We start from the raw sequence: 25097 nt of genomic DNA, 5'->3' as shown, positions 1-25097 counted from the left end.
TTAGATCAATTTCGGAGCTTTCAGCAGCACGCAAATACCGCTTGCTGAATAATTTCGCCAGCTCTATGTTGCTTATCTTCATTGTTGATTTTGGTTCGATGCCCTGGGAGGGGCGGGTGATCAAATGAGTGAACTCTCTAACCCTTGTGTCAGCTGTGGCGCCTGCTGCGCCCATTTCCGCGTCTCATTTTACTGGGCTGAAGCCGACGATGCAGGCGGTCTGGTGCCCACTGAATTAACTGAGCCGCTAAGCCTGTTAATGCGCAACATGCGTGGTACGAACGATCGTGCGCCTCGCTGCGTCGCCCTGCAGGGTGACATTGGCGGCTGCGTCTCCTGCGGCATTTATGAACAACGCCCGACGCCCTGTCGGGAGTTCTCAATGTCGGGTGAAGAAGGTATCCATAACGAAGCCTGCGATCGCGCCCGCGCGCGTTATGGCCTTCCTCCCCTTTTTGCACCCTCTTTACCTCATATTACAGAAAGTTATGCCCTGCCGGGTGCCCCGGAGCTGCCAGAACATGTACAATCGCCGGGTTAATTAACCCGGTTCCTCCAAGGAGTGTACATGTCTATCACGGCAAGCTCGTTATACCGTGACACAGGAAATTTCGCGCGCCATCAACTGGCTACGGTGCTGTTGATGTCGCTGCTGGCCGCGTTTGTCACCGTCATGCTGGTGCATGTGCTGACACCTGGTGCCGATCAGATGGCCATCCTGCAGCAGGGCGATGACAGCGCCAGTTCGTTGTTTGAGATAGTGCAGAATATGTCACCGGAACAGCAACAGGTGCTGCTGCGCGCCTCGGCGGCCAGCACCTTTGCCGCGCTGATGGGGAATACGCTGCTGCTTGGCGGTATGCTCTATCTGATTCCGATGGTCTCTTCCGGCCAGCGCGTCAGTGCGTTGCGGGCCATTGGCGCGTCAGCACCGCTGCTGCCAAAGCTGCTGCTGCTCACCTTCCTGATGACGCTGGTCGCGCAGCTGGGCTTTATGGTGCTGGTGGTGCCAGGCATTCTGCTGACGATCCTGCTGTCGCTGGCGCCAGTAATGGTGGCCAGTGAGAAGATGGGTGTCTTTGCTGCCATGCGCGCCAGCATGCGGATGGCGTGGAAGAATGTCAGGCTGATCGCCCCGGCAATTCTGCTCTGGCTGCTGGCTAAAGTCATTGTGATGCTTTTCTTCTCATCGCTGACGGTATTACCCCTCAATGTCTCGTCGGTGATTTTTACCGCGGCAGGCAATGTGGTTTCAGCCATGTTGATTATCTATCTCTATCGGCTCTATATGCTGTTACGTTGATTGACGGTGTGCCTTCGGGCACATTCGCAGGCAACTCTGAATGGAAAAACTATGAAGCAGCTACTCGACTTTCTTCCCCTGGTGATCTTTTTCATCTTCTACAAGCTGTATGACATTTTTGTCGCCTCGGGCGCTCTGATTGTGGCCACTGGCCTGGCCCTGGTCGTCAGCTGGGTGCTCTATCGCAAGCTGGAAAAGATGACGATTTTCACCTTTGTGCTGGTGGCCGTCTTTGGCACCCTGACGCTGGTGTTCCACAACGATGAGTTCATTAAGTGGAAAGTCACGGTGATCTACACCCTGTTTGCCGCCGCCCTGCTTTACAGCCAGTGGTTTATGCAACAGACGCTGATTCAGCGCATGCTGGGTAAAGAGCTGCAGTTGCCTGACGCGGTCTGGCGTCGGCTGAACGTCGCCTGGGCGCTGTTCTTTCTGATCTGCGGCCTGGTGAACATCTATGTCGCCTTTTGGTTATCTCAGGCGTTTTGGGTTAACTTTAAAGTGTTCGGTCTCTCCGGTCTGACCTTACTGTTTACCCTGCTCAGCGGGCTTTATATCTGGCGTCAGATGCCGCAGCAGGAACAAAAATAATCATCTGCCCGGTACGCCGGGCATTTTTTTAGCATTCATCTGCATAAGAAGTGGAAGCAATGAGCGAAAAACATAAATTGCCGCAAGGCGAAATGGTGCTGCGTACGCTCGCCATGCCGGCAGATACCAACGCCAATGGCGATATTTTTGGCGGCTGGCTGATGTCACAGATGGATATGGGCGGCGCTATCCTGGCGAAAGAGATCGCTGAAGGGCGCGTTGTTACCGTGCGCGTCGACGGCATGTCATTTATGAAGCCTGTCGCGGTGGGTGACGTGGTGAGCTGTCATGCAAGCTGTCTCCGGACCGGCAACAGTTCGATGACGATTAATGTGGAAGTATGGATTAAAAAAGTGTCGTCTGAGCCCATCGGGCAGACCTACTGTGCCACAGAGGCGGTCTTTATTTATGTGGCGGTCGACAATGAGGGCAATTCACGTCCTCTGCCAGCCGGTCGCGCCAATCAGCAGCCTGCCGAATAAGTGACGGGTCAGGCGGCTTCTGCCTGACCCGACGCCTTATTCAATGCTGGCGCCACCATTAATTTTAAACACGATATTCATGGTAAGACCCTGTCCTGGCTGTCCGCTCTGATAGCGCCATTTTTTCATCGCCTGCTTAACATCCCGCTCAAACATATTGCGCGGTTCAGCAGAGAGAATCTGGATGTTATCCACCCGTCCGTCGCTGTCCACATCAAACTTCACCCTGACACGCCCTTCTACCCGCAATGCAAAGGCACGTTGAGGATAACCAGGCTTACTCACGCTCAGTGCCTTAGGACCGTTTGATGCCGACGCGGTGGGAGCCGGCGTTGCTTTTGGCGCCGTCGCCGGTTTGCTTTGTGTCGCCGGTGCTTCCTGCTTAAACGGATCGGCCTGAGGCTTACTCTCCTGACGCGGCTTCACCTCGCGTTTTGGCTGCTCCCGTTTGTGTTCCGGCTTTGGTTTAGGCTTAGGCTTCGGCTCAGGTTTCGGAATGGGTACCGGCTCCGCTTTTGGCGGTTCCGGCACGGGCTGCGGTTCCGGCTCCGGCTGCGGTTCAGGTTGTGGCGCAGGTGGCTCTGCGATAGCCGGTGCAGGCTCGGGCTGAACTTCAGGCGCGACCATGGTAACGCTGATGGGCTGCGATGCTTTGGGGACCTCAATCACCTGCTGGAATGAAGCATAAAGAATTCCGGCAATCACGACTCCATGCAGCGCAACAGACAACAACATAGAGACAGGGGTGCGTTTAGGTAATGGCATAGTCAGCGTGGTCATAACAGTCGCAGTGATTGAATAGAACAGCGATTTTAAATGCAAATAGCAATCAGTTTCAATAACTCCCGCCATCCGGCCTGAAGAAAAGCGCTTTTTAGCCCTTTATGCTGAGCCATTAGCCGCCCACAGGTTTCGTTTGCACTCTAATCGTCAATCCCTTAACGTGTTGCAAAATTCTGATAACCAGGAGTTCCTTAGTGCTTTACGTCATTTATGCAGAAGATACTGCAGAGTCACTGGAAAAACGTAACGCCGTGCGCCCTGCCCATCTGGCGCGACTCAAACTGCTGCAGGAAGAGGGACGCCTGATCATCGCAGGCCCGATGCCTGCTGTGGATAGCAACGATCCTGGCGTGGCGGGCTTTACCGGCTCAACCGTTATTGCTGAGTTCCCATCATTAGAAGCCGCGCAGTCCTGGGCGCAGGATGATCCTTACTTTGCGGCGGGCGTCTACAAACAGGTCTCGGTTAAGCCGTTTAAACGCGTCTTCTGATAACGTATCTGCAGTCAGAATGGCTTCTGTGCCTGGCACAGAAGCCATTTTTGTTTTGAATATTCAGAGAGAAAAGATGCAGATAATCATTCCGGGGCTACTGGCAATTATCGCTTTACTGATTGGCGGTGCGCTATACCTCTGGCGAGCAAAGGGCTGGCGTAATAAAAAGCAGTGGATTGTGATGCTGATCGTGCTGGCGGCAGCACTGCAGTTGGTGAATGTAACGCTGATGATGACGTCACAACGTCTTTCGGGTTAATTATTCATACAGCTTATTAACGTGAATACCCTCTGCGAGACAGGGCTTTCGCACTGCATTACGCCTCTGTTTATACGGCTGAACGCGACGATCGCTGGATAACCGTTAAGCGCTTATTCATGGCTAAGCGGGCCTGCCTGCTCAGTTAACCCGCTTTGATTTCCCGTCACTCACTGGCACAGTTGCGTTGAATTAACCCCTGTCCAGAATCAGACCGATCAGCGCATGATAGTGCTGCTCTTCTTCCGGGCTGGTGACATGCTGTAAACGGCTGATGAGTTTTGAGCAAATCGCTTTACGATTCAGGCTACGACCAGAGGCGATAATTTCCGTCACCACAGAACCCAGAATGGCCTGCTGGGAAGGCTGCGCAGCACTGTGTAAATAAGCGGAGATGTCAGATACTGAAGCGGGGATACGAACGTTAGTCTGCATGGTTGACCCTCATAGGATTCATTAAAAGTTACTAACCGATGCGGTAAAGTTATACAACAACGCCTTCCTTGTACAGGTATTTAACGCAAAATATCGCCCTGCCTGCTGATTAAATCGATAAACCATTACATAACAATGACTTGATAAAATGTAAAGTTGTACAGGTTTAACGTCAGCGGCTGTACACCCCCATAAATACACCCTGAGATGGCCTGTTTCGCCTTAAAAAATGATCTCTGTGTCATTTTTTTAGCAGTCGGGAGGAATTATCTGGCAGAGCTGTCTACATTTAGCTCTTGTGAGTTAAACCTCTGAATGGAAGCACAGCGGAATCGCGGGCAAATTATGAATAAAACGTATCCCGGCCAGGCACTTACTCTGCTCGACCCACTGTTATCACGAATTGTGGCGATTGTTGATCCGAAAATCGAAGTTATGAGTGGCTACCCTGCAAACTGCTCTGCGTGGCTGACCGTCTATTACCAGCGTAAATCGGGAAAATGGTCTTACGAATGGTACGATCGGACGGGATATCGCAGACCGACGGCGCTGGGCAGCACGATGGAGTGCCTGATGCGCGAAGTCACCGACCGGGGTGCGTCGCGTCAGGAACATTCAATGGCGCGACGCGTCATGGCAGAATCGGGATTTTTTGAAGCCTGAACAGGGCTGTTCCCGAAATAACCTAGACTAACTGCGTAATAAACAGGATCGAGCGACGTTGTTGCTGGGCCAGCTGATGGCGAATGCAATGGATACGCTTGTAACGCCGCGACTGCCCTTCCAGCCAGCGGGAGCGGCGGCGATGCACCTGACGTAACATTCTCCAGCGCGCCACTTCATTTCTGCTTCGTTTCATCACTTCCTCTCTGACTTCATACGTGCAAACCTGTGCGAGGGCATTATAGAGATCTCCGCCGTAATGCCAAATCAGATCTCTCATCGAGACTGTCCGGGATAAAGGGTTTCGTTAGCGGTGATCTGCACGTAAACTTGCCAGACGAAAGCGCGAACGGGATGTCCACTTTATGACCACTTTTTATACCCTGATCAGCTGGTTGCTGGTATTTGGTTACTGGCTGCTGATCGCCGGGGTTACGCTGCGCGTGTTAATGAAGCGCCGGGCCGTAACCTCGGCGATGGCATGGCTGCTGGTAATCTATATTCTGCCGCTGGTGGGTATTATCGCTTATCTCTCGTTTGGCGAACTGCATCTGGGCAAACGTCGCGCGGAGCGCGCCCGCACCATGTGGCCGTCGACCGCCCGCTGGCTCAACGACCTGAAACAGTGCCGGGAAATTTTTGCCACCGAGCACAGCGACGTTGCCCGTTCACTGTTTGAGCTCTGCTACCATCGTCAGGGCATTGCCGGGGTCAAGGGCAACCAACTCCAGCTGCTCACCAGCGCGGACGACGTCATGCAGGCGCTGATTCGTGATATCCAGCTGGCCCGTCATAATATTGAGATGGTGTTTTACATCTGGCATCCCGGCGGACTGGCGGATGAGGTCGCAGAATCGCTGATGGCTGCATCACGCCGTGGCGTTCATTGCCGACTGCTGCTCGACTCCGCAGGCAGCGTCAACTTTTTCCGCAGCCCATGGGTCGGCATGATGCGCAATGCCGGTATCGACGTCGTGGAAGCCTTACAGGTCAGCCTGCTGCGCGTGTTCCTGCGACGGATGGATTTGCGTCAGCATCGCAAAATCGTTCTGATTGATAATTACATCGCCTATACCGGCAGCATGAACCTGGTGGATCCGCGCTTCTTTAAACAGAGCGCGGGTGTGGGCCAGTGGATTGATCTGATGGCGCGTATGGAAGGCCCGGTCGCGACCGCGATGGGCATTGTGTTCAGCTGTGACTGGGAGATTGAGACCGGTAAACGTATTCTTCCACCACCGCCCGATCGCAACATCATGCCGTTTGAGCAGGAGAGCGGCCACACCGTGCAGGTTATCGCCTCCGGTCCTGGCTTCCCGGAAGATATGATCCATCAGGCACTGCTGACCGCGGTTTATTCCGCGCGTGAACAGCTGATTATGACCACGCCCTATTTAGTGCCGAGCGACGATCTGCTGCATGCTATCTGTACAGCCGCACAGCGTGGCGTCAGTGTCAGCGTGATTGTGCCGCGTCACAATGACTCGCTGCTGGTCGGCTGGGCCAGCCGCTCCTTCTTCAGCGAACTGCTGGAAGCGGGCGTGAAGATCTATCAGTTCGAAGATGGGCTGTTGCACACTAAAAGCGTGCTGGTCGACGGACAGCTGAGTCTGGTGGGAACCGTCAATCTCGATATGCGCAGTTTATGGCTGAATTTTGAAGTGACGCTGGTGGTGGATGATGCCGGATTTGGCAGCGATCTCGCCTGTGTGCAGGATGACTATATCGCCCGCTCACGCCTGCTGGATGGCAAGCGCTGGGCAAAACGTGCGTGGTGGCAGCGCATCGTCGAACGACTGTTTTACTTCTTCAGCCCTTTACTGTAAAACGAGCCAGATTGTGTAAATGGCCGCAGGCCGACAGGACAGACTATGGATTTGAATAATCGCCTTACCGAAGATGAAACGCTGGAACAGGCCTACGATATTTTTCTCGAACTGGCCGTCGACAATCTCGACCCGGCAGATGTCATTCTCTTCAATCTGCAGTTCGAAGAGCGCGGTGGCGCAGAGCTGTTTGATCCCTCTGAAGACTGGAAAGATCATGTCGATTTCGATCTGAACCCGGACTTTTTCGCTGAGGTGGTCATCGGGCTGGGTGAAGCGGATGGTGAGCCGATCACTGATGTCTTTGCCCGCGTGCTGCTGTGCCGCGAGAAAGATCACAAGCTCTGTCATATCCTGTGGCGCGAGTAAGCATCAGATAACAAAACGCCGGGCACTTGCCCGGCGTTTTGCTTTAGAGCGGATCGACCTTCAGACAGGAGACCGCATGGTGGAAACTACCTTCCAGCAGCGGCCGGGTTTTCGCACATTCCGGGCCGGCGATCGGACAGCGGGTGCGGAACACGCAGCCTGACGGCGGATTAATCGGCGATGGCAACTCCCCTTCCAGCAGCTGAATCTGCTTGTTCTTTTCCAGATCGGGATCGGGAATCGGCACGGCAGACATCAGCGCACGGGTGTAAGGATGCTGCGGATTGCTGTAGACCTCGCTGTAGGTACCCAGCTCCACTGCATGCCCCAGATACATCACCAGCACACGGTCAGAGATATGCTTCACCACAGCCAGATCGTGGGCAATGAAGATGAGCGACAGCCCCATCTCACGCTGTAACTGCTGCAGCAGATTCACCACCTGCGCCTGAATCGAAACATCCAGCGCCGAGACCGGTTCATCGCAGATGATCAACTTCGGCTCCAGAATCAGCGCACGGGCGATACCGATACGCTGACACTGACCGCCCGAAAACTCATGCGGGTAGCGGTTAATCAGGTTAGGCAGCAGCCCCACTTTCATCATCATATTTTTGACGCGGTCTTTCACTTCCTGCCGCGCCATTTTCGGATGGTAGGTGCGCAGTGGCTCGGCGATGATATCGCCGATGGTCATACGCGGGTTCAGCGACGCCAGCGGGTCCTGGAATATCATCTGGATATCGCTGCGCGCTTTGCGCCACTCCTCTTCACTCTGGCCGAGCAGATCGCGGCCTAACCAGGCCACCCGACCTTCTGTCGCTTTAACCAGCCCGATAATGGCGCGCGCCAGGGTCGATTTACCGCAGCCAGACTCGCCTACCACGCCCAGCGTTTCTCCCTCATAAAGGCGCAGGCTGACGCCATCCACCGCCTTCAGAGTTTTTGACGGCTGCCAGAACCACTGCCTGCCATCTTTGATGTCGAAATGGACTTTGAGGTCGGCGATTTCCAGTAATACTCTTTTTTCAGCTACGGTGCTCATACTAACTCCTCCACCGGCTTAAAGCAGGCACGCAGACGGCCATCGCCAAACGGCTCCAGCGGCGGAGCCTGAGTGCAGATATCCATGGCGTGCGAACAACGCGGCTGGAACGGACAGCCCTGCGGCAGACGCAGCAGATTGGGTGGATTGCCCGGAATAGTGGTCAGGCTCTCGCCCTCCGCATCCAGGCGCGGCACTGCATTCAGCAGACCGATTGAGTAAGGGTGCGCAGGCTGATAAAAGACATCGCGGGCGCGGCCATACTCCATGGTGCGCCCGGCATACATCACCAGCACCTTATCGCAGATCCCAGCTACCACGCCGAGATCGTGGGTGATCATGATAATGGCAGTGTTGAATTCACGCTTCAGATCGTTGAGCAGCGTCATGATCTGCGCCTGCACCGTCACATCCAGCGCCGTAGTGGGCTCGTCGGCGATCAGCAGTTTTGGCCGGCACAGCAGCGCCATCGCGATCATCACACGCTGACGCATCCCGCCAGAGAACTCATGCGGGTACATCTTCATGCGTTTGCGCGCTTCCGGCATTTTCACCGCGTCCAGCATTCTCACTGACTCTTCAAACGCCTGTGCGCTGTTCATTCCTTTGTGCAGCTTAAGCACTTCCATTAGCTGCTCGCCCACCCGCATATAGGGGTTCAGCGACGTCATCGGGTCCTGGAAGATCATGGCAATCTGTTCGGCGCGCAGTTTATTGAGCTGGTTCTCAGGCAGGTTCAGGATCTCTTTGCCGTTGAACATCGCCGAGCCGCCAATGCGGCCATTTTTAGCCAGCAACCCCATCAGGGCAAAGGCCGTCTGTGATTTGCCTGAACCCGACTCACCAACAATGCCCAGCGTCTCACCCGCGCGCAGCGAGAAGTTCAGGTCATTAACAGCGGTCACATCCCCATCGTGCGTGCCAAAGGTCACGCGTAAATCTTTGACCGTAAGTAGCTGTTCGCTTCCCGCGCGGGCCGCCATTGCTGGCTGAAATTCATGAATAGTCATCGGGAAACTCCTTAACGATCTTTCGGGTCGAGGGCATCACGCAGGCCATCGCCGATAAAGTTGAAACAGAACAGCGTCACCACCAGGAAGCCCGCCGGATAGAGCAGCAGCCACGGCGACACCTCCATCGAGTTAGCGCCGTCGCTGAGCAGTGCGCCCCAGCTGCTTAAAGGTTCCTGCGTACCCAGACCCAGGAAGCTCAGGAAGGATTCAAACAGGATCATGCTTGGCACCAGCAGCGAGGCGTAAACCACCACTACCCCCAGCACGTTCGGCACGATATGGCGCACCACGATTTTCCAGGTTGATACCCCGCCGACATGGGCCGCTTCGATAAACTCTTTACGCTTCAGGCTCAGCGTCTGGCCGCGCACAATACGTGCCATATCCAGCCACGAAACCATGCCGATAGCGGCAAAAATCAGCAGGATGTTGCGACCAAAGAAGGTCACCAGCAGGATCACGAAGAACATAAACGGGAAGGAGTTGAGGATTTCCAGAATACGCATCATCACCGAGTCCGTTTTGCCGCCGAGATAGCCAGCAATCGAACCGTAAAGCGTGCCCACGATCACCGCGATGAGCGCAGAGGCCACACCCACCATCAGGGAGATGCGGCCACCAATCGCCACGCGCACCAGCAGGTCACGACCCGATGAGTCAGTGCCGAACCAGTGGCCGGAAGTGGTATCCGGCGGCGAGGACATCATGGCCCAGTCGGTATCGTCGTAGGTGAACTGCGCCAGCATCGGCGCAAAAATCACGAACAGGGTAATCAGTAACAGCACCAGCAGGCTGATTGAGGCAGCACGGTTATGAATAAAACGACGACGCGCGTCCTGCCAGAGACTGCGCCCTTCTACTTCCAGCTTCTCACTGAACGCATCAAGAGCTTCGCTGTTTTTCTTACTTAACATCATGGCGAACTCCGCTATCAGTAACGAATTTTTGGATCGATAACGGCATAGAGCACGTCAACAATCGCATTGAAGACAATGGTCAGCAAACCGACCAGAATGGTCAGGCTCATCACCAGTGAGTAGTCACGGTTCAGCGCACCGTTCACAAACAGCTGACCGATGCCCGGCAGACCGTAGATCGACTCAATCACCATCGAACCGGTAATAATGCCGACAAACGCCGGTCCCATGTAGGAGATCACCGGCAGCAATGCGGGCTTCAGCGCATGACGCAGCACAATGCGGCGCAGCGGCAGGCCTTTGGCACGCGCGGTACGGATAAAGTTGGAGTGCATCACTTCAATCATCGACCCGCGGGTAATACGGGCGATACTGGCGATATACGCCAGCGACAGCGCCACCATCGGCAGCAGCATGTAGTTCCACTGCCCGCCATTCCAGCCGCCGCCCGGCAGCCATTTCAGGCTGATGGCGAACAGCAGGACCAGCAGCGGCGCGACCACGAAACTGGGTATGACCACTCCGGTCATTGCCACCCCCATCACCGCGAAGTCCCACAACGTATTTTGTTTGAGCGCGGCGATGACGCCAGCGGTTACGCCCAGCACTATCGCCAGCAGGAACGCGGCCAGGCCGAGTTTGGCAGAAACCGGGAACGCATGTGCGACCAGATAGTTGACCGAATAGTCTTTGTATTTAAACGATGGGCCGAAATCGCCGTGCGCCAGCTGCACAAGGTAATCGACATACTGCTTACCAATGGGATCGTTGAGGTGATACTTCGCCTCAATGTTGGCCATGACTTCGGGTGCCAGCGTACGCTCGCCGGTAAAGGGACTACCGGGGGCCAGGCGCATCATAAAGAAGGAGATGGTAATCAGGACGAACAGCGTCGGTAGCGCTTCAAGCAAGCGACGCAGGATGAATTTTAACATTGCCGTACCTACCAGGCTGTTGCTTCACAACATATAAAAAATTAAAAAAGGCGGCGCCAGACGCGCCGCCACTGCTGATAGCCTGAAAGCTATTAGTGTTTAATGATGTAGAAGTCTTTAGACAGCGTTTTATCCAGGGGATCTTTACCGGTGTAACCGCCGACATAAGGTTTCACCAGACGCGTATTCACGTAGTAGTAAACCGGTACGATGGTGCTGTCTTTATCCAGGATCTGTTCCGCCTTCTGATAGTCCGCTGCGCGGGCTTTGGCATCCGGCGCTTTGATCGCATCACGCACTACTTTGTCAAACGCATCACTCTTATAGTGTGCGGTGTTACTGCTGCTGTTGGACACCATGGTGTTCAGGAAGGAGGTCGGTTCGTTGTAGTCCGCACACCATGCCGCACGCGACACATCGAAGTTACCCTGATGACGGGTATCCAGGAAGGTTTTCCACTCCTGGTTTTCCAGCTTGATGTTCACGCCGATGTTTTTCTTCCAGATCGACGAGGCGGCAATCGCCAGCTTCTTGTGCAGATCGGAAGTGTTATACAGCAGGTTAAAGGTCAGCGGTTTGTCGGCGGTGTAGCCCGCTTCAGCCAGCAGTTTTTTCGCTTCGGCGTTACGTTTGTCCTGCGACCATGTGAACCAGTCTGGCGGCAGAATTTCCATGCCGTCAGTGGATGGCGGCGTGTAGCTGTAAGCTGGTTTCTGGCCCTGCGCCAGCACTTTATTCACCATGATGTCACGATCCAGACCCAGCTTAAGGGCCGCGCGCACGCGGGGATCGGTGAATGGCGCTTTCTGGTTGTTGATTTCGTAGTAGTAGGTGCAGAGGTAAGGATCGACGTGCAGCTCTTTACCATTGTCACGCTGCAGCTTTTTAAACAGCTCAATCGGCAGATTGTTGTAGGTCATGTCGCTGCCGTTCTCAGAGAAGTAACGGTTAACGTCACTGACTTCAGAACTGATTGGCAGGTAGGTGACCTTGTTCAGCACGGTGTGTTCGTTGTCCCAGTAGTTCGGGTTACGGACCAGGGTGATGCGCTCGTTAATCACGTGCGCGTCCAGTTTAAAGGCACCGTTGCCGACCCAGTTCTGTGGCTGGGTCCACTGCTCGCCAAACTTCTCAATTGCCGGTTTATAAACCGGTGACATGACGGAGTTAATCAGCAGCTTATCAAAATAGGGAACCGGCTCGCTCAGGGTGACTTCCAGCGTGTGGTCATCAATGGCTTTTACGCCCAGATCGGTAATCGGTTTTTTCCCGGCGATGATGTCATCGACGTTCAGGATATGACCATACTGCGGATAGCTGGCGTACGGGGAAGCCGTTTTAGGATCGACCAGACGCTCCCAGCTGTAGACGAAGTCCTGCGCGGTCACCGGCTCGCCATTGGACCATTTGGCATTTTTACGTAAGTGGAACGTCCACACTTTGAAATCTTTGTTTTCGTAACTTTCCGCTACGCCCGGAATCGGTTTACCGTTGCTGTCATTGACCAGCAGACCTTCGTAAAGGTCGCGCGCCACGTTGTCTTCCGGCACGCCTTCAATTTTGTGCGGATCGAGCGACTGGACTTCATCGCCATTGCCGCGAACCAGCTCCTGTTTTGCAGCCAGTTCAACGCCCGCAGGCACGGTTGCTGCGAAAGCCGCATTCCCTGCCAGGGCACTCACTGCGGCGAAAACGCCCGCTGCAATCAGGCTTTTTTTCGTGATGTTGTTCATTATTACACTCCAGTTTTATTATCGTCACCGTGGCGATGCTCTGCCCCGGCGTCCCCCGTCTCCGGGCTCCCTGGCCTGTTCCCAGGGAGATTGACCCCAAAATGGTCTGTACGCTGATGCGTGTCCCGACTGTCTCGCCGAAGCGGCGATCAGATCAGTGTTGTTTGATGAAATAGTACTTCAGGTCTGTCATGTCCTGCGGGTCTTTGCCCGTAAAGCCGCCAACCCAGGGCTTTACCAGGCGCACACTTACGCGGTAGTAAACTGGCACAATTGGTGAGTCTTTGTCGAGTTGTGTTTCAGCCTGCTGATACAGGCCGGCGCGCTGCGCCTCGCTGCCCGCCGTCAGCGTTTCCGCCATTAAGCGATCAAAGGTCGCGCTGCTGTAGAATGCGGTGTTGATCGAGGCGTTACTGATCAGCATGTTCAGGAAGGTGGAGGGCTCGTTGTAATCGGCACACCAGGTGGCACGCACCACGTCATACTGGGCCTGATGACGGGTCTCCAGCATGGTTTTCCACTCCTGATTCTGCAGCGTCACCTTCGCGCCCAGGTTTTTCTGCCACATCGATGCGGCCGCAATTGCCTGGCGTTTGTTCTGATCAGAGGTGTTATAGAGCAGCGTAAAGGTCAGCGGATGGCTGGCATCAAAGCCCGCCTCTGCCAGCAGCTTTTTCGCCGCCTCATTACGCTGCGCCTGTGTCCAGGTGAACCATTCAGGCGGGGATAGCTTAATACCCGCCGTAAAGGGTGGCGTGAGGCTATAGGCTGGAATCTGCCCCTGAGCCATGATTTTATTAGCTATCACCTCACGATCGAGGGTCATTTTCAGTGCGGCGCGCACTCGTGCATCGGTGAACGGCGCTTTTTTGTTGTTAATTTCGTAGTAGAAGGTGCAGAGCAGCGGGCTGACCTTTACTTCATCGCCCAGCTCTTTGCGCAGCTTGCCAAACATCTCCGGCGGCACCGCACTATTGGTTATATCCGTGCCGCCGCTGCGGTAGCGATTGATATCACTGTTTTCAGAGGCGATCGGCAGGAAGGTCCCCTGCTCAATCACCGTATGCGCATTATCCCAGTAATGGGGATTACGCTTCACGACGATTTTTTCATTCACCACCCAGTCGCTCAGCGTATAGGCACCGTTGCCGATGTAGTGATCGGGACGGGTCCAGGCGTCGCCCCACTGCTTAATGGCAGGCGCATAAACCGGCGTCATCGCCGTGTGCGCTAACATCGCCACCAGGTAAGGCACCGGTTCACTCAGCGTAATCTGCAGGCGATGGGCATCCAGCGCTTTCACGCCCAGCTGGTCGGGTGACGCTTTACCGGCAAGGATGGCATCGATACTGGCAAAATGAGCGGCCTGCGGATAGCTGGAGTAAGGCGACGCCGTTTTCGGGTCTACCAGACGACGCCAGCTATAGACGAAATCAGCGGCGGTTACCGGTTCACCATTGCTCCACTTCGCATCGTCCCGCAGAGTAAAAATCCAGACTGTGGGTTGTGGATTTTCCCAGCTTTTGGCGACGCCCGGCACAACCTGACCAAAGTTATCGGTGTTTACCAGGCCATCCAGCAGGTTATGAATAACATTGGATTCCGGCACGCCTTCGGTTTTATGCGGATCCAGTGAGGAGACTTCGCTTCCGTTGTTGATCACTATTTGCTGTTGCGCTGCCAGAACCGTTCCAGGCGGAACCGTGGCGGCGTAAGCCGGAGAAAAAGCCGTGAACAAAAAGAGTGCGATTGCTGACCGCTGTTGTTGCAAGTTTTTCATCCCAATCATGCGAAACGCCAACCTTTAATTAAGTATCCCGATAGGCTTAAGCAAAAAGCGTTCTCACTTTGGACTTTCGGAGAAAAAATTTACGCTGTGCCAAAAATTATCAGAAGCCGTGAAGGGGCGCCAAAGCAAAATAGCTAAAATGTTAACTAATTCTCTTTTATCATGAGATGTCAGGCAGCGAAAGTGTTAATTTTCGTTCTGAAAATATTATATCGATATGAAAAATAGACTATTTAGCTGGAAACCTGCTTCCAGGGCGGTATGGAGCCGCAAAAAGCGTCTGTTTTGGTATTTGTATTGATTAAAATGGCAAGGACGTGATGAAATTCAGGCTGAGCACTGAAGTATGGGGATTTATCGGGTTAAGTGGAAATCAGATAGCAGATTGTCGTGTGAAAATAGTGACATTATTTTGCAAAAAAAAGTCTGTGAGCAAACCCGCAGTAACGGAATTTATAATCCTCTGTTTTTATTAAGCAGGATGAATAACTGCATTGTTATGGTGCAATAAAACGCTTTACTGCACCACTTCAGGTCACCCTTTCGCTTCGCTGCATGAAATAAGTGAGTTTTTAGTTCAGTAAGCCGGGGAAAATCGACTTCATACCGGTGACGACAAATTCAATGCCCAGCGCCATCAGTAACAGACCCATAATTCGGGTAATGACGTTGATGCCGGTCTGCCCAAGAATGCGCACCATTAATGGCGCAGCCCGGAACAACAGCCAGCAGCAGAACGCAAAAATGGCAATCGCCAGCGTGAATCCCAGCAGATTTATCCAGCTGTGGTAGCGGGTACTCCAGACGATGGTCGAGCTGATGGCCCCTGGTCCTGCCATCAGCGGTAATGCCAGCGGCACTACACCCACACTTTCACGAATCGCGGTTTCTGACTTCTCCTGTTTATTCTGCTTATCCTCGCCCAGCTTGCCGCTGATCATCGACATCGCAATGGTGACAACCAGAATGCCGCCCGCAATGCGGAACGAGTCAATCGAAATGCCAAACACCCGCAAAATCGCATCGCCGAGGAAAAGTGACGTCCAGAGAATAATGGCAACGGCCAGATTAGCCGTAAGGTTGGTTTTGTTACGCTCCGCCACCCCCTGATAACGCGTCATGCTGATGAACACCGGAATAATGCCTACCGGATTGACCAGCGCAAAGAGCCCGACAAAAAATTTTATATAGCCTGATAGATCTAACAGCGCTGGATTCACAACATTACTCCGTACCACAGGGGGAAAACGCGCCTAATGTATGTGAAAACGTGCAGAGACGCCAGATGTGCGCCTGGCTATTTATCCTGATGAACAGCAAAGCATTTAGCGCTTTCCGCCAGAGATTAAAAAGTGGCTGGATTTAGCCACTACCATAAGGGCTAAGCGCAGGAGCAGACCGGCTTAATAGAAAAGCAGTAAAAAGGGGTGCTGAAAGGTGTCAGCTTGCGCTTAAATTGATCTGCATCAAAATTGAACTACCCCAAACCAGGTAATCTTTTCTTAACGGAAGTATAAGCGTCAGCGTAAGAAAGCTCGTTAACGCCAGCAGAAGACTCGTTCAGTAAACAGTTGAAAATTCAGGCGTTCCCTGCCAGCCAGTCACGTTATTTCAGCGTGACTATACTCAGGACGCAGGATTGTTTACTAAAAAAGTTTAACTTCCTTCAGGAGAACACCATGGCCGTAACCAATGTCGCTGAACTCAATGCACTGGTCGAACGTGTAAAAAAAGCCCAGCGTGAATATGCCAACTTTTCTCAACAACAGGTCGACGCCATCTTTCGTGCCGCCGCCCTTGCCGCCGCAGACGCCCGAATCCCGCTAGCTAAGATGGCCGTTGCCGAATCCGGTATGGGCATCGTCGAAGACAAAGTCATTAAAAACCACTTTGCTTCTGAGTATATCTACAACGCCTATAAAGATGAAAAGACCTGTGGCGTGTTAGCCACTGATGATACGTTCGGTACCATTACCATCGCCGAGCCGATTGGCCTGATTTGCGGTATCGTCCCGACCACCAACCCAACCTCAACCGCCATCTTTAAAGCGTTAATCAGTCTTAAAACCCGTAACGGCATTATCTTTTCGCCCCACCCACGCGCCAAAGACGCAACAAACAAAGCTGCCGATATCGTCTTGCAGGCCGCCATTGCTGCCGGTGCGCCTAAAGACATTATCGGCTGGATCGATGCCCCGTCTGTTGAGCTGTCAAACCAGCTGATGCATCACCCTGACATCAACCTGATTCTCGCCACCGGCGGTCCGGGCATGGTGAAAGCGGCATACAGCTCCGGTAAACCGGCGATTGGTGTCGGTGCCGGTAACACGCCGGTAGTGATCGATGAAACCGCCAATGTGAAACGTGCCGTTGCCTCCATTCTGATGTCGAAAACCTTTGATAACGGAGTGATCTGCGCCTCTGAACAATCTGTCATTGTGGTTGATTCAGTTTATGACGCCGTGCGTGAACGTTTCGCCAGCCATGGCGGCTACATGCTGCAGGGTGCTGAACTGAGCGCTGTACAGAATATCATCCTTAAAAACGGCGGCCTGAATGCGGCCATCGTGGGTCAGCCTGCCTTCAAAATTGCAGAGATGGCGGGTCTCAGCGTGCCACCGAGCACTAAAATCCTGATTGGTGAGGTAAAACTGGTGGATGAGTCTGAGCCATTCGCCCACGAAAAACTCTCACCTACCCTCGCGATGTATCGGGCAAAAGATTTCCAGGATGCCGTAGATAAAGCGGAGAAACTGGTCGCCATGGGCGGTATCGGTCACACCTCCTGCCTTTACACCGACCAGGATAACCAGACTGAGCGCGTGCACTATTTCGGCGACAAAATGAAAACCGCGCGTATTCTGATCAACACCCCAGCTTCTCAGGGTGGTATCGGTGACCTCTACAACTTTAAACTGGCGCCGTCTCTGACGCTGGGTTGTGGTTCCTGGGGCGGTAACTCTATTTCAGAGAACGTCGGTCCAAAACACCTGATCAATACCAAAACTGTCGCCAAGCGAGCTGAGAATATGTTGTGGCATAAACTTCCTAAATCCATCTACTTCCGTCGGGGTTCACTGCCAATTGCGCTGGAAGAGGTGGCAACGGACGGCGCGAAACGTGCCTTTATCGTCACTGACCGCTTCCTGTTCAATAACGGTTATGCTGACCAGGTGACCCGCGTGCTGAAATCACACGGCATCGAGACTGAAGTGTTCTTCGAAGTTGAAGCTGACCCAACGCTGAGCATCGTACGTAAAGGTGCAGAGCAGATGAACAGCTTTAAACCTGACGTCATCATTGCCCTTGGCGGCGGTTCCCCAATGGATGCCGCGAAAATCATGTGGGTGATGTACGAACATCCGGAAACCCACTTCGAAGAGCTGGCGTTACGTTTCATGGACATCCGTAAACGTATCTACAAGTTCCCGAAAATGGGCGTCAAAGCACGTATGGTTGCCATTACAACAACCTCAGGTACCGGTTCAGAAGTCACACCGTTCGCTGTGGTGACCGATGATGCGACCGGTCAGAAATATCCTCTGGCTGACTATGCATTGACGCCGGATATGGCGATTGTTGATGCCAACCTGGTGATGGATATGCCGCGTTCACTCTGCGCCTTCGGTGGTCTGGATGCGGTAACCCACGCGCTGGAAGCTTATGTTTCTGTACTGGCAAATGAATACTCTGATGGTCAGGCGCTGCAGGCACTGAAACTGCTGAAAGAGAACCTGCCGGCCAGCTATGCCGAGGGTGCTAAAAACCCGGTGGCGCGTGAACGCGTTCACAATGCCGCGACTATCGCCGGTATTGCGTTTGCCAACGCCTTCCTCGGGGTCTGTCACTCAATGGCCCACAAACTGGGTTCAGAGTTCCATATCCCACACGGTCTGGCGAATGCCCTGTTAATCTCGAACGTTATCCGCTACAACGCGAATGACAACCCGACCAAACAGACTGCGTTCAGCCAGTATGATCGTCCACAGGCGCGCCGTCGTTACGCTGAGATTGCTGACCACTTAGGTCTGAGCGCACCAGGCGACCGCACCGCGCAGAAAATTGAGAAGCTACTGGCATGGCTGGACGAGATCAAAACTGAACTCGGTATTCCGACCTCAATCCGCGAAGCCGGTGTGCAGGAAGCGGACTTCCTGGCGAAAGTCGACAAACTGGCCGATGATGCGTTCGATGACCAGTGTACTGGCGCGAACCCACGCTATCCGCTGATTGCTGAGCTGAAACAGATTATGCTCGATACCTACTACGGACGTGAATTTGTCGAACCGTTCTCAAGTGTCGCCGAAGCCGTAGCTGAGCAGCCGGTAAAAGGCGTGAAAGTTGATAAGAAAGTGAAAAAAGTCTGATAGCCCGCTTCTGACTGTCTGATAAAAAAACCCGCCTCGGCGGGTTTTTTATTGCCTGAATGACGCGGTTAATTCAGCGGAGTCTGTGCGCCGTGAATCGCCTGTAACGATCCCTGCTCTATCGCCTGTTTGTAATGCTTACGGCAGACGGAGATATAGCGTTCATTACCGCCAATGACCACCTGCTCGCCTTCACTGAAAGGTTTACCTTCGCTATCAAGTCGCAGCACCATGCTCGCCTTGCGGCCACAGTGACAAATGGTTTTAAGTTCAACCAGCTTATCTGCCCATGCCAGCAGATACTGACTGCCCACAAACAGCTCACCGCGAAAATCGGTTCTCAGGCCATAGCAGAGCACCGGAATATCCAGATCGTCTACGACATCAGAGAGCGCTTTAACCTGCTCCCGGGTCAGGAACTGACTCTCATCAACCAGCACGCAGTGGATTGGCTGCGCAGCATGTTCGGCGGCAATGTCGCTGTAGAGTGCGGTTTCAGCATTGTAGAGCATGGCCGGTGACGAGAGTCCGATACGGGAACTCACCTGCCCGGCACCGAACCGGTTATCGATCTCAGCGGTATAGACCAGCGAACGCATGCCGCGCTCCTGATAGTTATAGGAGGATTGCAGCAGTGCCGTCGATTTCCCTGCATTCATAGCAGAGTAATAAAAATAGAGTTGAGCCATAGGAGCATATCTTCATCAGGACTTAACGGAATGGCGCGCATATTATCACAAAGTGCAGGTAATACGTTGCGCTGTAGCGGCAATTAAAGCGTAACGGCTGAGTGGTTATTCCTCTTCGTGCTTCACAGGGTGCCGGTTATGTACACTTCACGCTGGATAAGTTTTGCTTATTTTACCCGCAACATAAGGAATGACATTTTTGTTACTACGCTAAATACATTAAATTTATTGCATATCAGACCCGCGAAAACTATTTTTTATTTGCCATTACCGTGGAATTTTGACAGTGATTATTTTAATTACTCTGGCAATTATCGTTCTGAATATTTTTTTAAGATTGAAGTTATTTAATGTCACCACTACTATTAGCGGGCAACACAACTTTTCCCTTATTCAGAGACCAGGACAATGAGCGAAGCACTAAAAGTTCTTAATAATATCCGTACGCTGCGCGCCCAGGCCAGAGAGTATTCCGTCGAAACACTGGAAGAGATGCTGGAAAAACTGGACGTGGTGGTAAAAGAACGCCGCGAAGAAGAGTCACATTTTCAGGCAGAAAATGAAGAACGCACGCGTAAGCTTAATCAGTATCGTGAAATGCTGCTGGCGGATGGAATCGACCCGAATGAACTGATTAACACGCTGACCGTCACTCCCCGCGCTGCGGCAAAAGGTAAACGCTCAGTGCGTCCGGCCAAATATGGTTACTCCGATGAAAAAGGCGAGTCCAGAACCTGGACCGGTCAGGGACGGACTCCGGCCGTGATTAAAAAGGCGCTGGAAGAACAGGGTAAATCACTGGACGATTTTTTACTGTAATGCATGCGGCTTCGCCGCTTAAGCGTTAGCCTGATACCAATAAAAAAGGAAGCCGAAGCTTCCTTTTTCTGTTAATCAGACGCGGTAGAAATCGCGATACCACTCAACGAAGTTTTTAACGCCCTCTTCGACCCCGGTCTGCGGTTTAAAACCAATGCCTTTATACAGCGCTTCGGTATCCGCACTGGTTTCCAGTACGTCGCCGGGCTGCATTGGCATCAGATTTTTCTTCGCCGTAATCCCCAGGGCTTTCTCAATCGCTTCGATATAGTTCATCAACGTAACCGGCTGACTGTTACCAATATTGTAAACCCGATAAGGCGCAGAGCTGGTTGCGGGTGAACCGGTTTCAACGGTCCAGTTATCATCCTGTTGCGGAATAACATCCTGCAGTCGGACAATCGCTTCAGCAATATCGTCAATATAGGTAAAGTCGCGTTTCATCTGGCCCTGGTTATAAACATCTATCGCTTCACCCGCAATCATTGCCCGGGTGAACTTAAAGAGTGCCATATCAGGACGGCCCCATGGACCGTAAACGGTAAAGAAGCGCAGTCCGGTCGTCGGCAACTGATAAAGATGTGAGTAAGTGTGCGACATTAACTCATTAGCTTTTTTGGTCGCCGCATATAAAGAAACCGGGTGATCAACGCTGTCTTCGGTTGAGAACGGCATTTTGCGATTCAGACCATAAACTGAACTGGATGAGGCGTAGAGCAGATGTTCAATTTTATGATGACGGCAGCCTTCAAGAATATTGAGGTGGCCGATCAGATTTGAGTCTGCGTAGGCATGAGGGTTTTCAATGGAGTACCTGACGCCAGCCTGAGCGCCAAGGTGAATAACGCGCTGGAATGTGTGCTGGTCGAACAGTGACGCAATTGCGTCACGGTCCGCCAGATCCATCTCAATAAATGTAAAACCAGAATCAGTTTTAATTAAATCGAGACGGGCATGCTTGAGATTTACGTCGTAATAATCATTCAGGTTGTCGATACCGACAACCTGGTGACCGGCGGCCAGCAGACGCTGACTGACATGAAAACCAATAAAGCCTGCGGCGCCGGTGACCAGAAAGTTCATAAATCCCTCGTTAATTATGCAGTTTGAATAGACGCTCCGCGGCCGATTGCATAATAAACGAAACCGCGTTTGCTGATACGCTCTGGATCATACAGGTTACGACCATCAAAAATCACGGCTTCTTTCAGTGCATTTTTGATAACGTCGAAGTCAGGCGCACGGAAGTTTTGCCACTCCGTACAGATGACCAGACCGTCTGCGCCCTGCAGTGCGGCTTCTTTGGTTCCCATCAGCTTCAGATCGCTGCGGTGACCATAGATGCGCTGCGCTTCATCCATCGCTTCAGGGTCAAATGCCTGAACAGATGCGCCCGCTTCCCACAGTGTTTCCATCAGCACACGGCTGGAGGCTTCACGCATGTCGTCAGTGTTCGGCTTGAATGACAGGCCCCAGAGTGCAAACGTTTTACCTTTCAGATCGTCACCAAAATGACGCTTAATGAAGGTAGGCAGCTTGTTTTTCTGGTTGTCATTCACATCTTCCACCGCCTGCAAGAGACGTGGCTGATAGCCAATGGACTCAGCGGTACGGATTAACGCCTGCACATCTTTCGGGAAGCAGGAGCCGCCGTAGCCACAGCCAGGATAAATAAAGTGATAGCCAATGCGGGGATCAGAACCGATACCCTGGCGTACTTTCTCAATATCCGCGCCTAAACGTTCAGCCAGGTTAGACATCTCGTTCATAAAGCTGATTTTGGTTGCCAGCATGCAGTTTGCGGCATACTTGGTCAGCTCTGCGCTGCGGATATCCATCATGATCATGCGATCGTGGTTACGGTTAAACGGCTCATAGAGCTCGCGTAACAGTTCGACCACGTCGTCGTTGTCGGTACCGACAACAATACGCTCCGGACGCATACAGTCATTAACTGCTGCACCCTCTTTCAGGAATTCCGGGTTTGAAACCACATCGAAGGTGATGTTGGCATCACGCGCTTTCAGCGCTTCCGTCATTACTGCACGAACTTTGTCTGCTGTGCCAACCGGAACGGTTGATTTGTCGATAACCACTTTGTGATCGTTCATATGCTGCGCAATGGTGCGCGCTACGGCGGTCACATATTTCAGATCGGCAGAGCCGTCTTCGTCCGGTGGTGTACCGACTGCAATAAACTGCATAACACCATGGTTTACGCCCAGCTCAGCATCAGTGCTGAACTTCAGACGACCCGCTTCGTAATTGGACATTACCAGCGGCGTTAAACCTGGTTCGAAAATAGGAATGATGCCTTTTTTCAGATTTTCGACTTTATTAGCGTCGACATCAATGCAGAGAACGTCATGTCCGACTTCGGCTAACACCGCAGCCTGAACCAGACCGACATAGCCGATACCAAATACAGTGACTTTCATCGAGTTATCCTGTGTTTATGAATTACTTTTTGTTGCCAACTGCGCCATCGAGCCATTCAGAGAAATCTTTGCCCAATACCGGATGACGAACACCGTACTCAACGAAAGCCTGCATGTAGCCCAGCTTGTTACCACAGTCATGGCTCACGCCTTTCAGGTGATAAGCTTCAACAGTCTCTTTTTCCATCAGCATAGCAATGGAGTCAGTCAGCTGAACTTCGCCACCTGCACCTGGAGGCGTTTTCGCCAGCAGAGGCCAGATGTCTGAAGACAGCACATAACGACCTACAACGGCCAGGTTTGATGGTGATTCTGACGCTTTAGGCTTCTCAACCACACCGACCATAGGTGCGCTGTCGCCTGGGTTCAGTTCTGCGCCCTGGCAATCAACAACGCCGTACGCGGTAACATCGGCAACCGGCTCAACCATGATCTGGCTGCGGCCAGACTCTTCATAACGGCTCAGCATCTCTGCCAGGTTATCTTTGGTTGGGTTGGATTCATATTCGTCGATGATGACGTCTGGCAGGATGACCGCAAATGGCTCATCACCGATCAGCGGGTGTGCACACATCACAGCGTGACCCAGACCTTTAGCGATGCCCTGACGGACCTGCATGATGGTAACGTGTGGCGGGCAGATAGACTGGATTTCATCCAGCAGCTGACGCTTAACGCGTTTTTCCAGCATTGATTCCAGTTCGAAGCTGGTATCAAAGTGGTTTTCGATGGCATTTTTTGATGAATGCGTGACCAGCACAATTTCGTTGATGCCAGCAGCGATACACTCGTTAACGACATACTGGATTAACGGCTTATCAACCAGCGGTAACATCTCTTTTGGAATCGCTTTGGTAGCCGGGAGCATACGCGTACCCAAACCCGCTACCGGGATTACCGCTTTTTTTACTTTGGTATTATTGGCAGACATTAAGATACCTCTCTCATAGGCCGTTCAAGTTAATACTTGATATGTCGGTTTAAAATCGGAAATGAGTATATCAGTTAGTATCGAACGGATTTATCCTGGAAGGGACCAAACCGTCGAAATTAAGACTATTACCCAACTGTAAAGCTAAACTCTGGCCCTGAGATCAGCGCCAGAATCTCACTGTTTTTTGCACTTATTCTTCCGTGGACAGCATCAGCCGGATACGGCCACCCGCACCCCAGACGTGGCACTGCCAGTTGTCTGCGCGCTGACTGATTTGATTAAGATGGGTGCTGCCCATAGTGCCAAGCGGGACACCATTACTGAGCTGAATCTGATGGGCATGAACATGAAGCGTGGCGTTTAATCCGGCCGAAACCAGAATCAGATTTTTTAAACCGCGATGATAGTAACCCACCAGCAGCGGGAACTGACCGCTCAGATTCGCCTGGCGCAGCAGCAGATTGACCTGTCTGAGTAGTCCATTCAACTCCGGCAGACGCTGTTTTTGGCCCGTAAGCTGCTCCTGCAGCAGGCCATTAAACAGTGCACGAAGTAATAACGCCGCCAGCACGCCGTTATCACCGGCGCGCGTCACGTCGAGACAGTAAAACGCCAGATCTTTATCGGAGAGTGCCGCGATATCAAGTACCAGCCCAGGCTGCTCGGCCATCGTCAGCTGACGGTAGTTAATCCGGCAGTTAGCAATGGTCTGTTGCACCGGCGGCTGGAGTTGCTTGAGCAGCTTGGCGGCTGCTTTTGGATCGCGAACCAGCGCATCCCAGTCCTGGAAAAGCTGCTCATCCTCTTCCACTTTTGAGGTGAACATTGAGGGATAAAGGCACTCATATACCGCTTCACGGAAGCGTTCGAAGTTTTTGAGTGGCTTAAGCAGCACATCCTGCACCCCAAGACGCAGTACGTGGGCGATATCGGACATATTTTCAGTGGCCGAGATGATCAGAATCGGCACGACATTGCCACGGGTACGAATATGCTCAACGAACTGGATGCCACTCATACGGGGCATTTCCAGATCGCAGATAATCAGGTCGACAGTATGCTGTTGTAGTTGTGCAATTGCTTCCAGACCATCTTCCGCTTGTAACGTCACAGCACCCATCGATAACAAAAATTGGTCCAGCAACGAACGGAAAACAGCCTCATCTTCGACAATGAGTATCTTTTTGCCGAGTAGTGGTTTTTCCATTCTTTC

The 25097-nt window shown here is 52.7% G+C and carries 26 protein-coding genes; 11 read left to right on the top strand and 15 right to left on the bottom strand.

What is annotated here, in order from left to right:
- Positions 1–124 precede the first annotated feature (124 nt).
- From EGO56_RS08820 to yciA, 4 genes are read left to right on the top strand one after another with little or no spacing between them, the layout of a single operon-like run.
- Positions 125–541 (top strand): YkgJ family cysteine cluster protein, encoded by a 417-nt coding sequence (locus tag EGO56_RS08820; protein WP_013358029.1) that lies wholly within the window; start codon positions 125–127, stop codon positions 539–541.
- Positions 542–568: 27 nt separating this feature from the next.
- Positions 569–1303: a YciC family protein gene (locus tag EGO56_RS08815; RefSeq protein ID WP_013358030.1), complete on the top strand. Its 735-nt coding sequence runs from the start codon at positions 569–571 to the stop codon at positions 1301–1303.
- Between the two features lie 51 nt (positions 1304–1354).
- Positions 1355–1894, top strand: coding sequence for a septation protein A (locus tag EGO56_RS08810; RefSeq protein ID WP_135908580.1), 540 nt, complete (start codon positions 1355–1357; stop codon positions 1892–1894).
- 59 nt (positions 1895–1953) lie between these two features.
- Positions 1954–2376, top strand: coding sequence for an acyl-CoA thioester hydrolase YciA (gene yciA, locus EGO56_RS08805; RefSeq protein WP_135908578.1), 423 nt, complete (start codon positions 1954–1956; stop codon positions 2374–2376).
- Positions 2377–2412: 36 nt separating this feature from the next.
- On the opposite strand, the gene tonB is transcribed toward yciA, so the two are convergent.
- The gene (gene tonB, locus EGO56_RS08800; protein ID WP_135908576.1) at positions 2413–3156 is read right to left on the bottom strand and encodes a TonB system transport protein TonB; all 744 of its coding nucleotides are present in this window, start codon (positions 3154–3156) and stop codon (positions 2413–2415) included.
- Between the two features lie 197 nt (positions 3157–3353).
- Between tonB and EGO56_RS08795 the strand changes: the two genes are divergently transcribed.
- Positions 3354–3650 carry a YciI family protein gene (locus tag EGO56_RS08795; protein ID WP_003853909.1) on the top strand — a complete coding sequence of 99 codons (297 nt, stop codon included), beginning with the start codon at positions 3354–3356 and terminating at the stop codon, positions 3648–3650.
- A gap of 76 nt (positions 3651–3726) precedes the next feature.
- Positions 3727–3912: a hypothetical protein gene (locus tag EGO56_RS08790; RefSeq protein ID WP_135908574.1), complete on the top strand. Its 186-nt coding sequence runs from the start codon at positions 3727–3729 to the stop codon at positions 3910–3912.
- 192 nt (positions 3913–4104) lie between these two features.
- Here the strand turns inward: EGO56_RS08790 and ycgZ are convergent, their stop codons facing one another.
- On the bottom strand, positions 4105–4347 hold the full coding sequence (gene ycgZ, locus EGO56_RS08785; protein WP_033732828.1) for a regulatory protein YcgZ: 243 nt from the start codon (positions 4345–4347) through the stop codon (positions 4105–4107).
- A 345-nt stretch (positions 4348–4692) separates the two neighbouring features.
- Between ycgZ and EGO56_RS08780 the strand changes: the two genes are divergently transcribed.
- Entirely contained in the window at positions 4693–5010 is a 318-nt protein-coding gene (locus EGO56_RS08780; protein WP_135908572.1) for a hypothetical protein, read from the top strand.
- 22 nt (positions 5011–5032) lie between these two features.
- On the opposite strand, the gene EGO56_RS08775 is transcribed toward EGO56_RS08780, so the two are convergent.
- Positions 5033–5206 (bottom strand): YciY family protein, encoded by a 174-nt coding sequence (locus EGO56_RS08775; RefSeq protein ID WP_095707117.1) that lies wholly within the window; start codon positions 5204–5206, stop codon positions 5033–5035.
- Positions 5207–5375: 169 nt separating this feature from the next.
- On the opposite strand from EGO56_RS08775, the gene cls reads away from it, so the two are divergent.
- Together cls and EGO56_RS08765 are read left to right on the top strand one after the other, a co-directional pair.
- Complete coding sequence (gene cls / locus EGO56_RS08770; RefSeq protein ID WP_013358038.1) at positions 5376–6836, top strand: cardiolipin synthase; 1461 nt, start codon at positions 5376–5378, stop codon at positions 6834–6836.
- A gap of 45 nt (positions 6837–6881) precedes the next feature.
- Positions 6882–7205 carry an HI1450 family dsDNA-mimic protein gene (locus EGO56_RS08765; protein WP_003853921.1) on the top strand — a complete coding sequence of 108 codons (324 nt, stop codon included), beginning with the start codon at positions 6882–6884 and terminating at the stop codon, positions 7203–7205.
- Positions 7206–7248: 43 nt separating this feature from the next.
- Here EGO56_RS08765 and oppF read toward each other — a convergent pair whose 3' ends face one another.
- From oppF to EGO56_RS08730, 7 genes are all read right to left on the bottom strand, one after another.
- Positions 7249–8250 carry a murein tripeptide/oligopeptide ABC transporter ATP binding protein OppF gene (gene oppF, locus EGO56_RS08760; RefSeq protein ID WP_013358039.1) on the bottom strand — a complete coding sequence of 334 codons (1002 nt, stop codon included), beginning with the start codon at positions 8248–8250 and terminating at the stop codon, positions 7249–7251.
- Positions 8247–9260 (bottom strand): ABC transporter ATP-binding protein, encoded by a 1014-nt coding sequence (gene oppD, locus EGO56_RS08755; protein ID WP_013358040.1) that lies wholly within the window; start codon positions 9258–9260, stop codon positions 8247–8249. Before oppD ends, oppF begins: the two co-directional genes overlap by 4 nt.
- Before the next feature lie 11 nt (positions 9261–9271).
- Positions 9272–10180: an oligopeptide ABC transporter permease OppC gene (gene oppC, locus EGO56_RS08750; protein WP_090960513.1), complete on the bottom strand. Its 909-nt coding sequence runs from the start codon at positions 10178–10180 to the stop codon at positions 9272–9274.
- A 14-nt stretch (positions 10181–10194) separates the two neighbouring features.
- Positions 10195–11115, bottom strand: a complete 921-nt coding sequence (gene oppB, locus EGO56_RS08745) for an oligopeptide ABC transporter permease OppB (protein WP_013358042.1) — start codon at positions 11113–11115, stop codon at positions 10195–10197.
- Between the two features lie 92 nt (positions 11116–11207).
- Positions 11208–12848, bottom strand: coding sequence for an oligopeptide ABC transporter substrate-binding protein OppA (oppA, locus tag EGO56_RS08740; RefSeq protein ID WP_135908570.1), 1641 nt, complete (start codon positions 12846–12848; stop codon positions 11208–11210).
- Between the two features lie 154 nt (positions 12849–13002).
- Complete coding sequence (locus tag EGO56_RS08735; RefSeq protein WP_135908568.1) at positions 13003–14628, bottom strand: ABC transporter substrate-binding protein; 1626 nt, start codon at positions 14626–14628, stop codon at positions 13003–13005.
- 581 nt (positions 14629–15209) lie between these two features.
- Entirely contained in the window at positions 15210–15857 is a 648-nt protein-coding gene (locus tag EGO56_RS08730) for a YchE family NAAT transporter (protein WP_013358045.1), read from the bottom strand.
- A gap of 459 nt (positions 15858–16316) precedes the next feature.
- Here EGO56_RS08730 and adhE point away from each other — a divergent pair, with 459 nt between their 5' ends.
- A complete protein-coding gene (gene adhE, locus EGO56_RS08725; protein WP_135908566.1) occupies positions 16317–19004 on the top strand; it encodes a bifunctional acetaldehyde-CoA/alcohol dehydrogenase in 2688 nt (895 codons plus the stop codon).
- Between the two features lie 68 nt (positions 19005–19072).
- On the opposite strand, the gene tdk is transcribed toward adhE, so the two are convergent.
- Positions 19073–19693 carry a thymidine kinase gene (gene tdk / locus EGO56_RS08720; RefSeq protein ID WP_033783265.1) on the bottom strand — a complete coding sequence of 207 codons (621 nt, stop codon included), beginning with the start codon at positions 19691–19693 and terminating at the stop codon, positions 19073–19075.
- Positions 19694–20101: 408 nt separating this feature from the next.
- On the opposite strand from tdk, the gene hns reads away from it, so the two are divergent.
- A complete protein-coding gene (gene hns / locus EGO56_RS08715) occupies positions 20102–20512 on the top strand; it encodes a histone-like nucleoid-structuring protein H-NS (RefSeq protein ID WP_135908564.1) in 411 nt (136 codons plus the stop codon).
- Between the two features lie 75 nt (positions 20513–20587).
- Here the strand turns inward: hns and EGO56_RS08710 are convergent, their stop codons facing one another.
- The 4 genes from EGO56_RS08710 to rssB form a co-directional block, all read right to left on the bottom strand.
- Positions 20588–21595 (bottom strand): NAD-dependent epimerase, encoded by a 1008-nt coding sequence (locus EGO56_RS08710; RefSeq protein WP_135908562.1) that lies wholly within the window; start codon positions 21593–21595, stop codon positions 20588–20590.
- Positions 21596–21609: 14 nt separating this feature from the next.
- Positions 21610–22950: a UDP-glucose dehydrogenase family protein gene (locus EGO56_RS08705; RefSeq protein ID WP_013358051.1), complete on the bottom strand. Its 1341-nt coding sequence runs from the start codon at positions 22948–22950 to the stop codon at positions 21610–21612.
- Between the two features lie 22 nt (positions 22951–22972).
- The gene (gene galU / locus EGO56_RS08700) at positions 22973–23881 is read right to left on the bottom strand and encodes a UTP--glucose-1-phosphate uridylyltransferase GalU (RefSeq protein WP_013358052.1); all 909 of its coding nucleotides are present in this window, start codon (positions 23879–23881) and stop codon (positions 22973–22975) included.
- 193 nt (positions 23882–24074) lie between these two features.
- Positions 24075–25091 (bottom strand): two-component system response regulator RssB, encoded by a 1017-nt coding sequence (rssB, locus tag EGO56_RS08695; RefSeq protein WP_013358053.1) that lies wholly within the window; start codon positions 25089–25091, stop codon positions 24075–24077.
- Positions 25092–25097 lie beyond the last annotated feature (6 nt).

Origin of the sequence: Pantoea vagans, assembly GCF_004792415.1 — a bacterium.
Classification (GTDB): domain Bacteria; phylum Pseudomonadota; class Gammaproteobacteria; order Enterobacterales; family Enterobacteriaceae; genus Pantoea; species Pantoea vagans.
Note: the sequence above shows the minus strand (reverse complement) of the source record. Positions and strands in the feature narration are given on the sequence as shown.

Bases quoted from the DNA above. Each gene is read 5' to 3' on its own strand.
- oppB (WP_013358042.1), bottom strand. From the start codon at position 11,115: ATGTTAAAATTCATCCTGCGTCGCTTGCTTGAAGCGCTACCGACGCTG.
- EGO56_RS08735 (WP_135908568.1), bottom strand. From the start codon at position 14,628: ATGAAAAACTTGCAACAACAGCGGTCAGCAATCGCACTCTTTTTGTTC.
- EGO56_RS08765 (WP_003853921.1), top strand. From the start codon at position 6,882: ATGGATTTGAATAATCGCCTTACCGAAGATGAAACGCTGGAACAGGCC.
- EGO56_RS08810 (WP_135908580.1), top strand. From the start codon at position 1,355: ATGAAGCAGCTACTCGACTTTCTTCCCCTGGTGATCTTTTTCATCTTC.
- EGO56_RS08775 (WP_095707117.1), bottom strand. From the start codon at position 5,206: ATGAAACGAAGCAGAAATGAAGTGGCGCGCTGGAGAATGTTACGTCAG.
- hns (WP_135908564.1), top strand. From the start codon at position 20,102: ATGAGCGAAGCACTAAAAGTTCTTAATAATATCCGTACGCTGCGCGCC.
- galU (WP_013358052.1), bottom strand. From the start codon at position 23,881: ATGTCTGCCAATAATACCAAAGTAAAAAAAGCGGTAATCCCGGTAGCG.
- oppD (WP_013358040.1), bottom strand. From the start codon at position 9,260: ATGACTATTCATGAATTTCAGCCAGCAATGGCGGCCCGCGCGGGAAGC.
- EGO56_RS08815 (WP_013358030.1), top strand. From the start codon at position 569: ATGTCTATCACGGCAAGCTCGTTATACCGTGACACAGGAAATTTCGCG.
- cls (WP_013358038.1), top strand. From the start codon at position 5,376: ATGACCACTTTTTATACCCTGATCAGCTGGTTGCTGGTATTTGGTTAC.
- ycgZ (WP_033732828.1), bottom strand. From the start codon at position 4,347: ATGCAGACTAACGTTCGTATCCCCGCTTCAGTATCTGACATCTCCGCT.
- rssB (WP_013358053.1), bottom strand. From the start codon at position 25,091: ATGGAAAAACCACTACTCGGCAAAAAGATACTCATTGTCGAAGATGAG.
- tonB (WP_135908576.1), bottom strand. From the start codon at position 3,156: ATGACCACGCTGACTATGCCATTACCTAAACGCACCCCTGTCTCTATG.
- yciA (WP_135908578.1), top strand. From the start codon at position 1,954: ATGAGCGAAAAACATAAATTGCCGCAAGGCGAAATGGTGCTGCGTACG.
- oppF (WP_013358039.1), bottom strand. From the start codon at position 8,250: ATGAGCACCGTAGCTGAAAAAAGAGTATTACTGGAAATCGCCGACCTC.
- oppC (WP_090960513.1), bottom strand. From the start codon at position 10,180: ATGATGTTAAGTAAGAAAAACAGCGAAGCTCTTGATGCGTTCAGTGAG.
- adhE (WP_135908566.1), top strand. From the start codon at position 16,317: ATGGCCGTAACCAATGTCGCTGAACTCAATGCACTGGTCGAACGTGTA.
- EGO56_RS08780 (WP_135908572.1), top strand. From the start codon at position 4,693: ATGAATAAAACGTATCCCGGCCAGGCACTTACTCTGCTCGACCCACTG.
- EGO56_RS08820 (WP_013358029.1), top strand. From the start codon at position 125: ATGAGTGAACTCTCTAACCCTTGTGTCAGCTGTGGCGCCTGCTGCGCC.
- EGO56_RS08705 (WP_013358051.1), bottom strand. From the start codon at position 22,950: ATGAAAGTCACTGTATTTGGTATCGGCTATGTCGGTCTGGTTCAGGCT.
- tdk (WP_033783265.1), bottom strand. From the start codon at position 19,693: ATGGCTCAACTCTATTTTTATTACTCTGCTATGAATGCAGGGAAATCG.
- EGO56_RS08790 (WP_135908574.1), top strand. From the start codon at position 3,727: ATGCAGATAATCATTCCGGGGCTACTGGCAATTATCGCTTTACTGATT.
- EGO56_RS08710 (WP_135908562.1), bottom strand. From the start codon at position 21,595: ATGAACTTTCTGGTCACCGGCGCCGCAGGCTTTATTGGTTTTCATGTC.
- oppA (WP_135908570.1), bottom strand. From the start codon at position 12,848: ATGAACAACATCACGAAAAAAAGCCTGATTGCAGCGGGCGTTTTCGCC.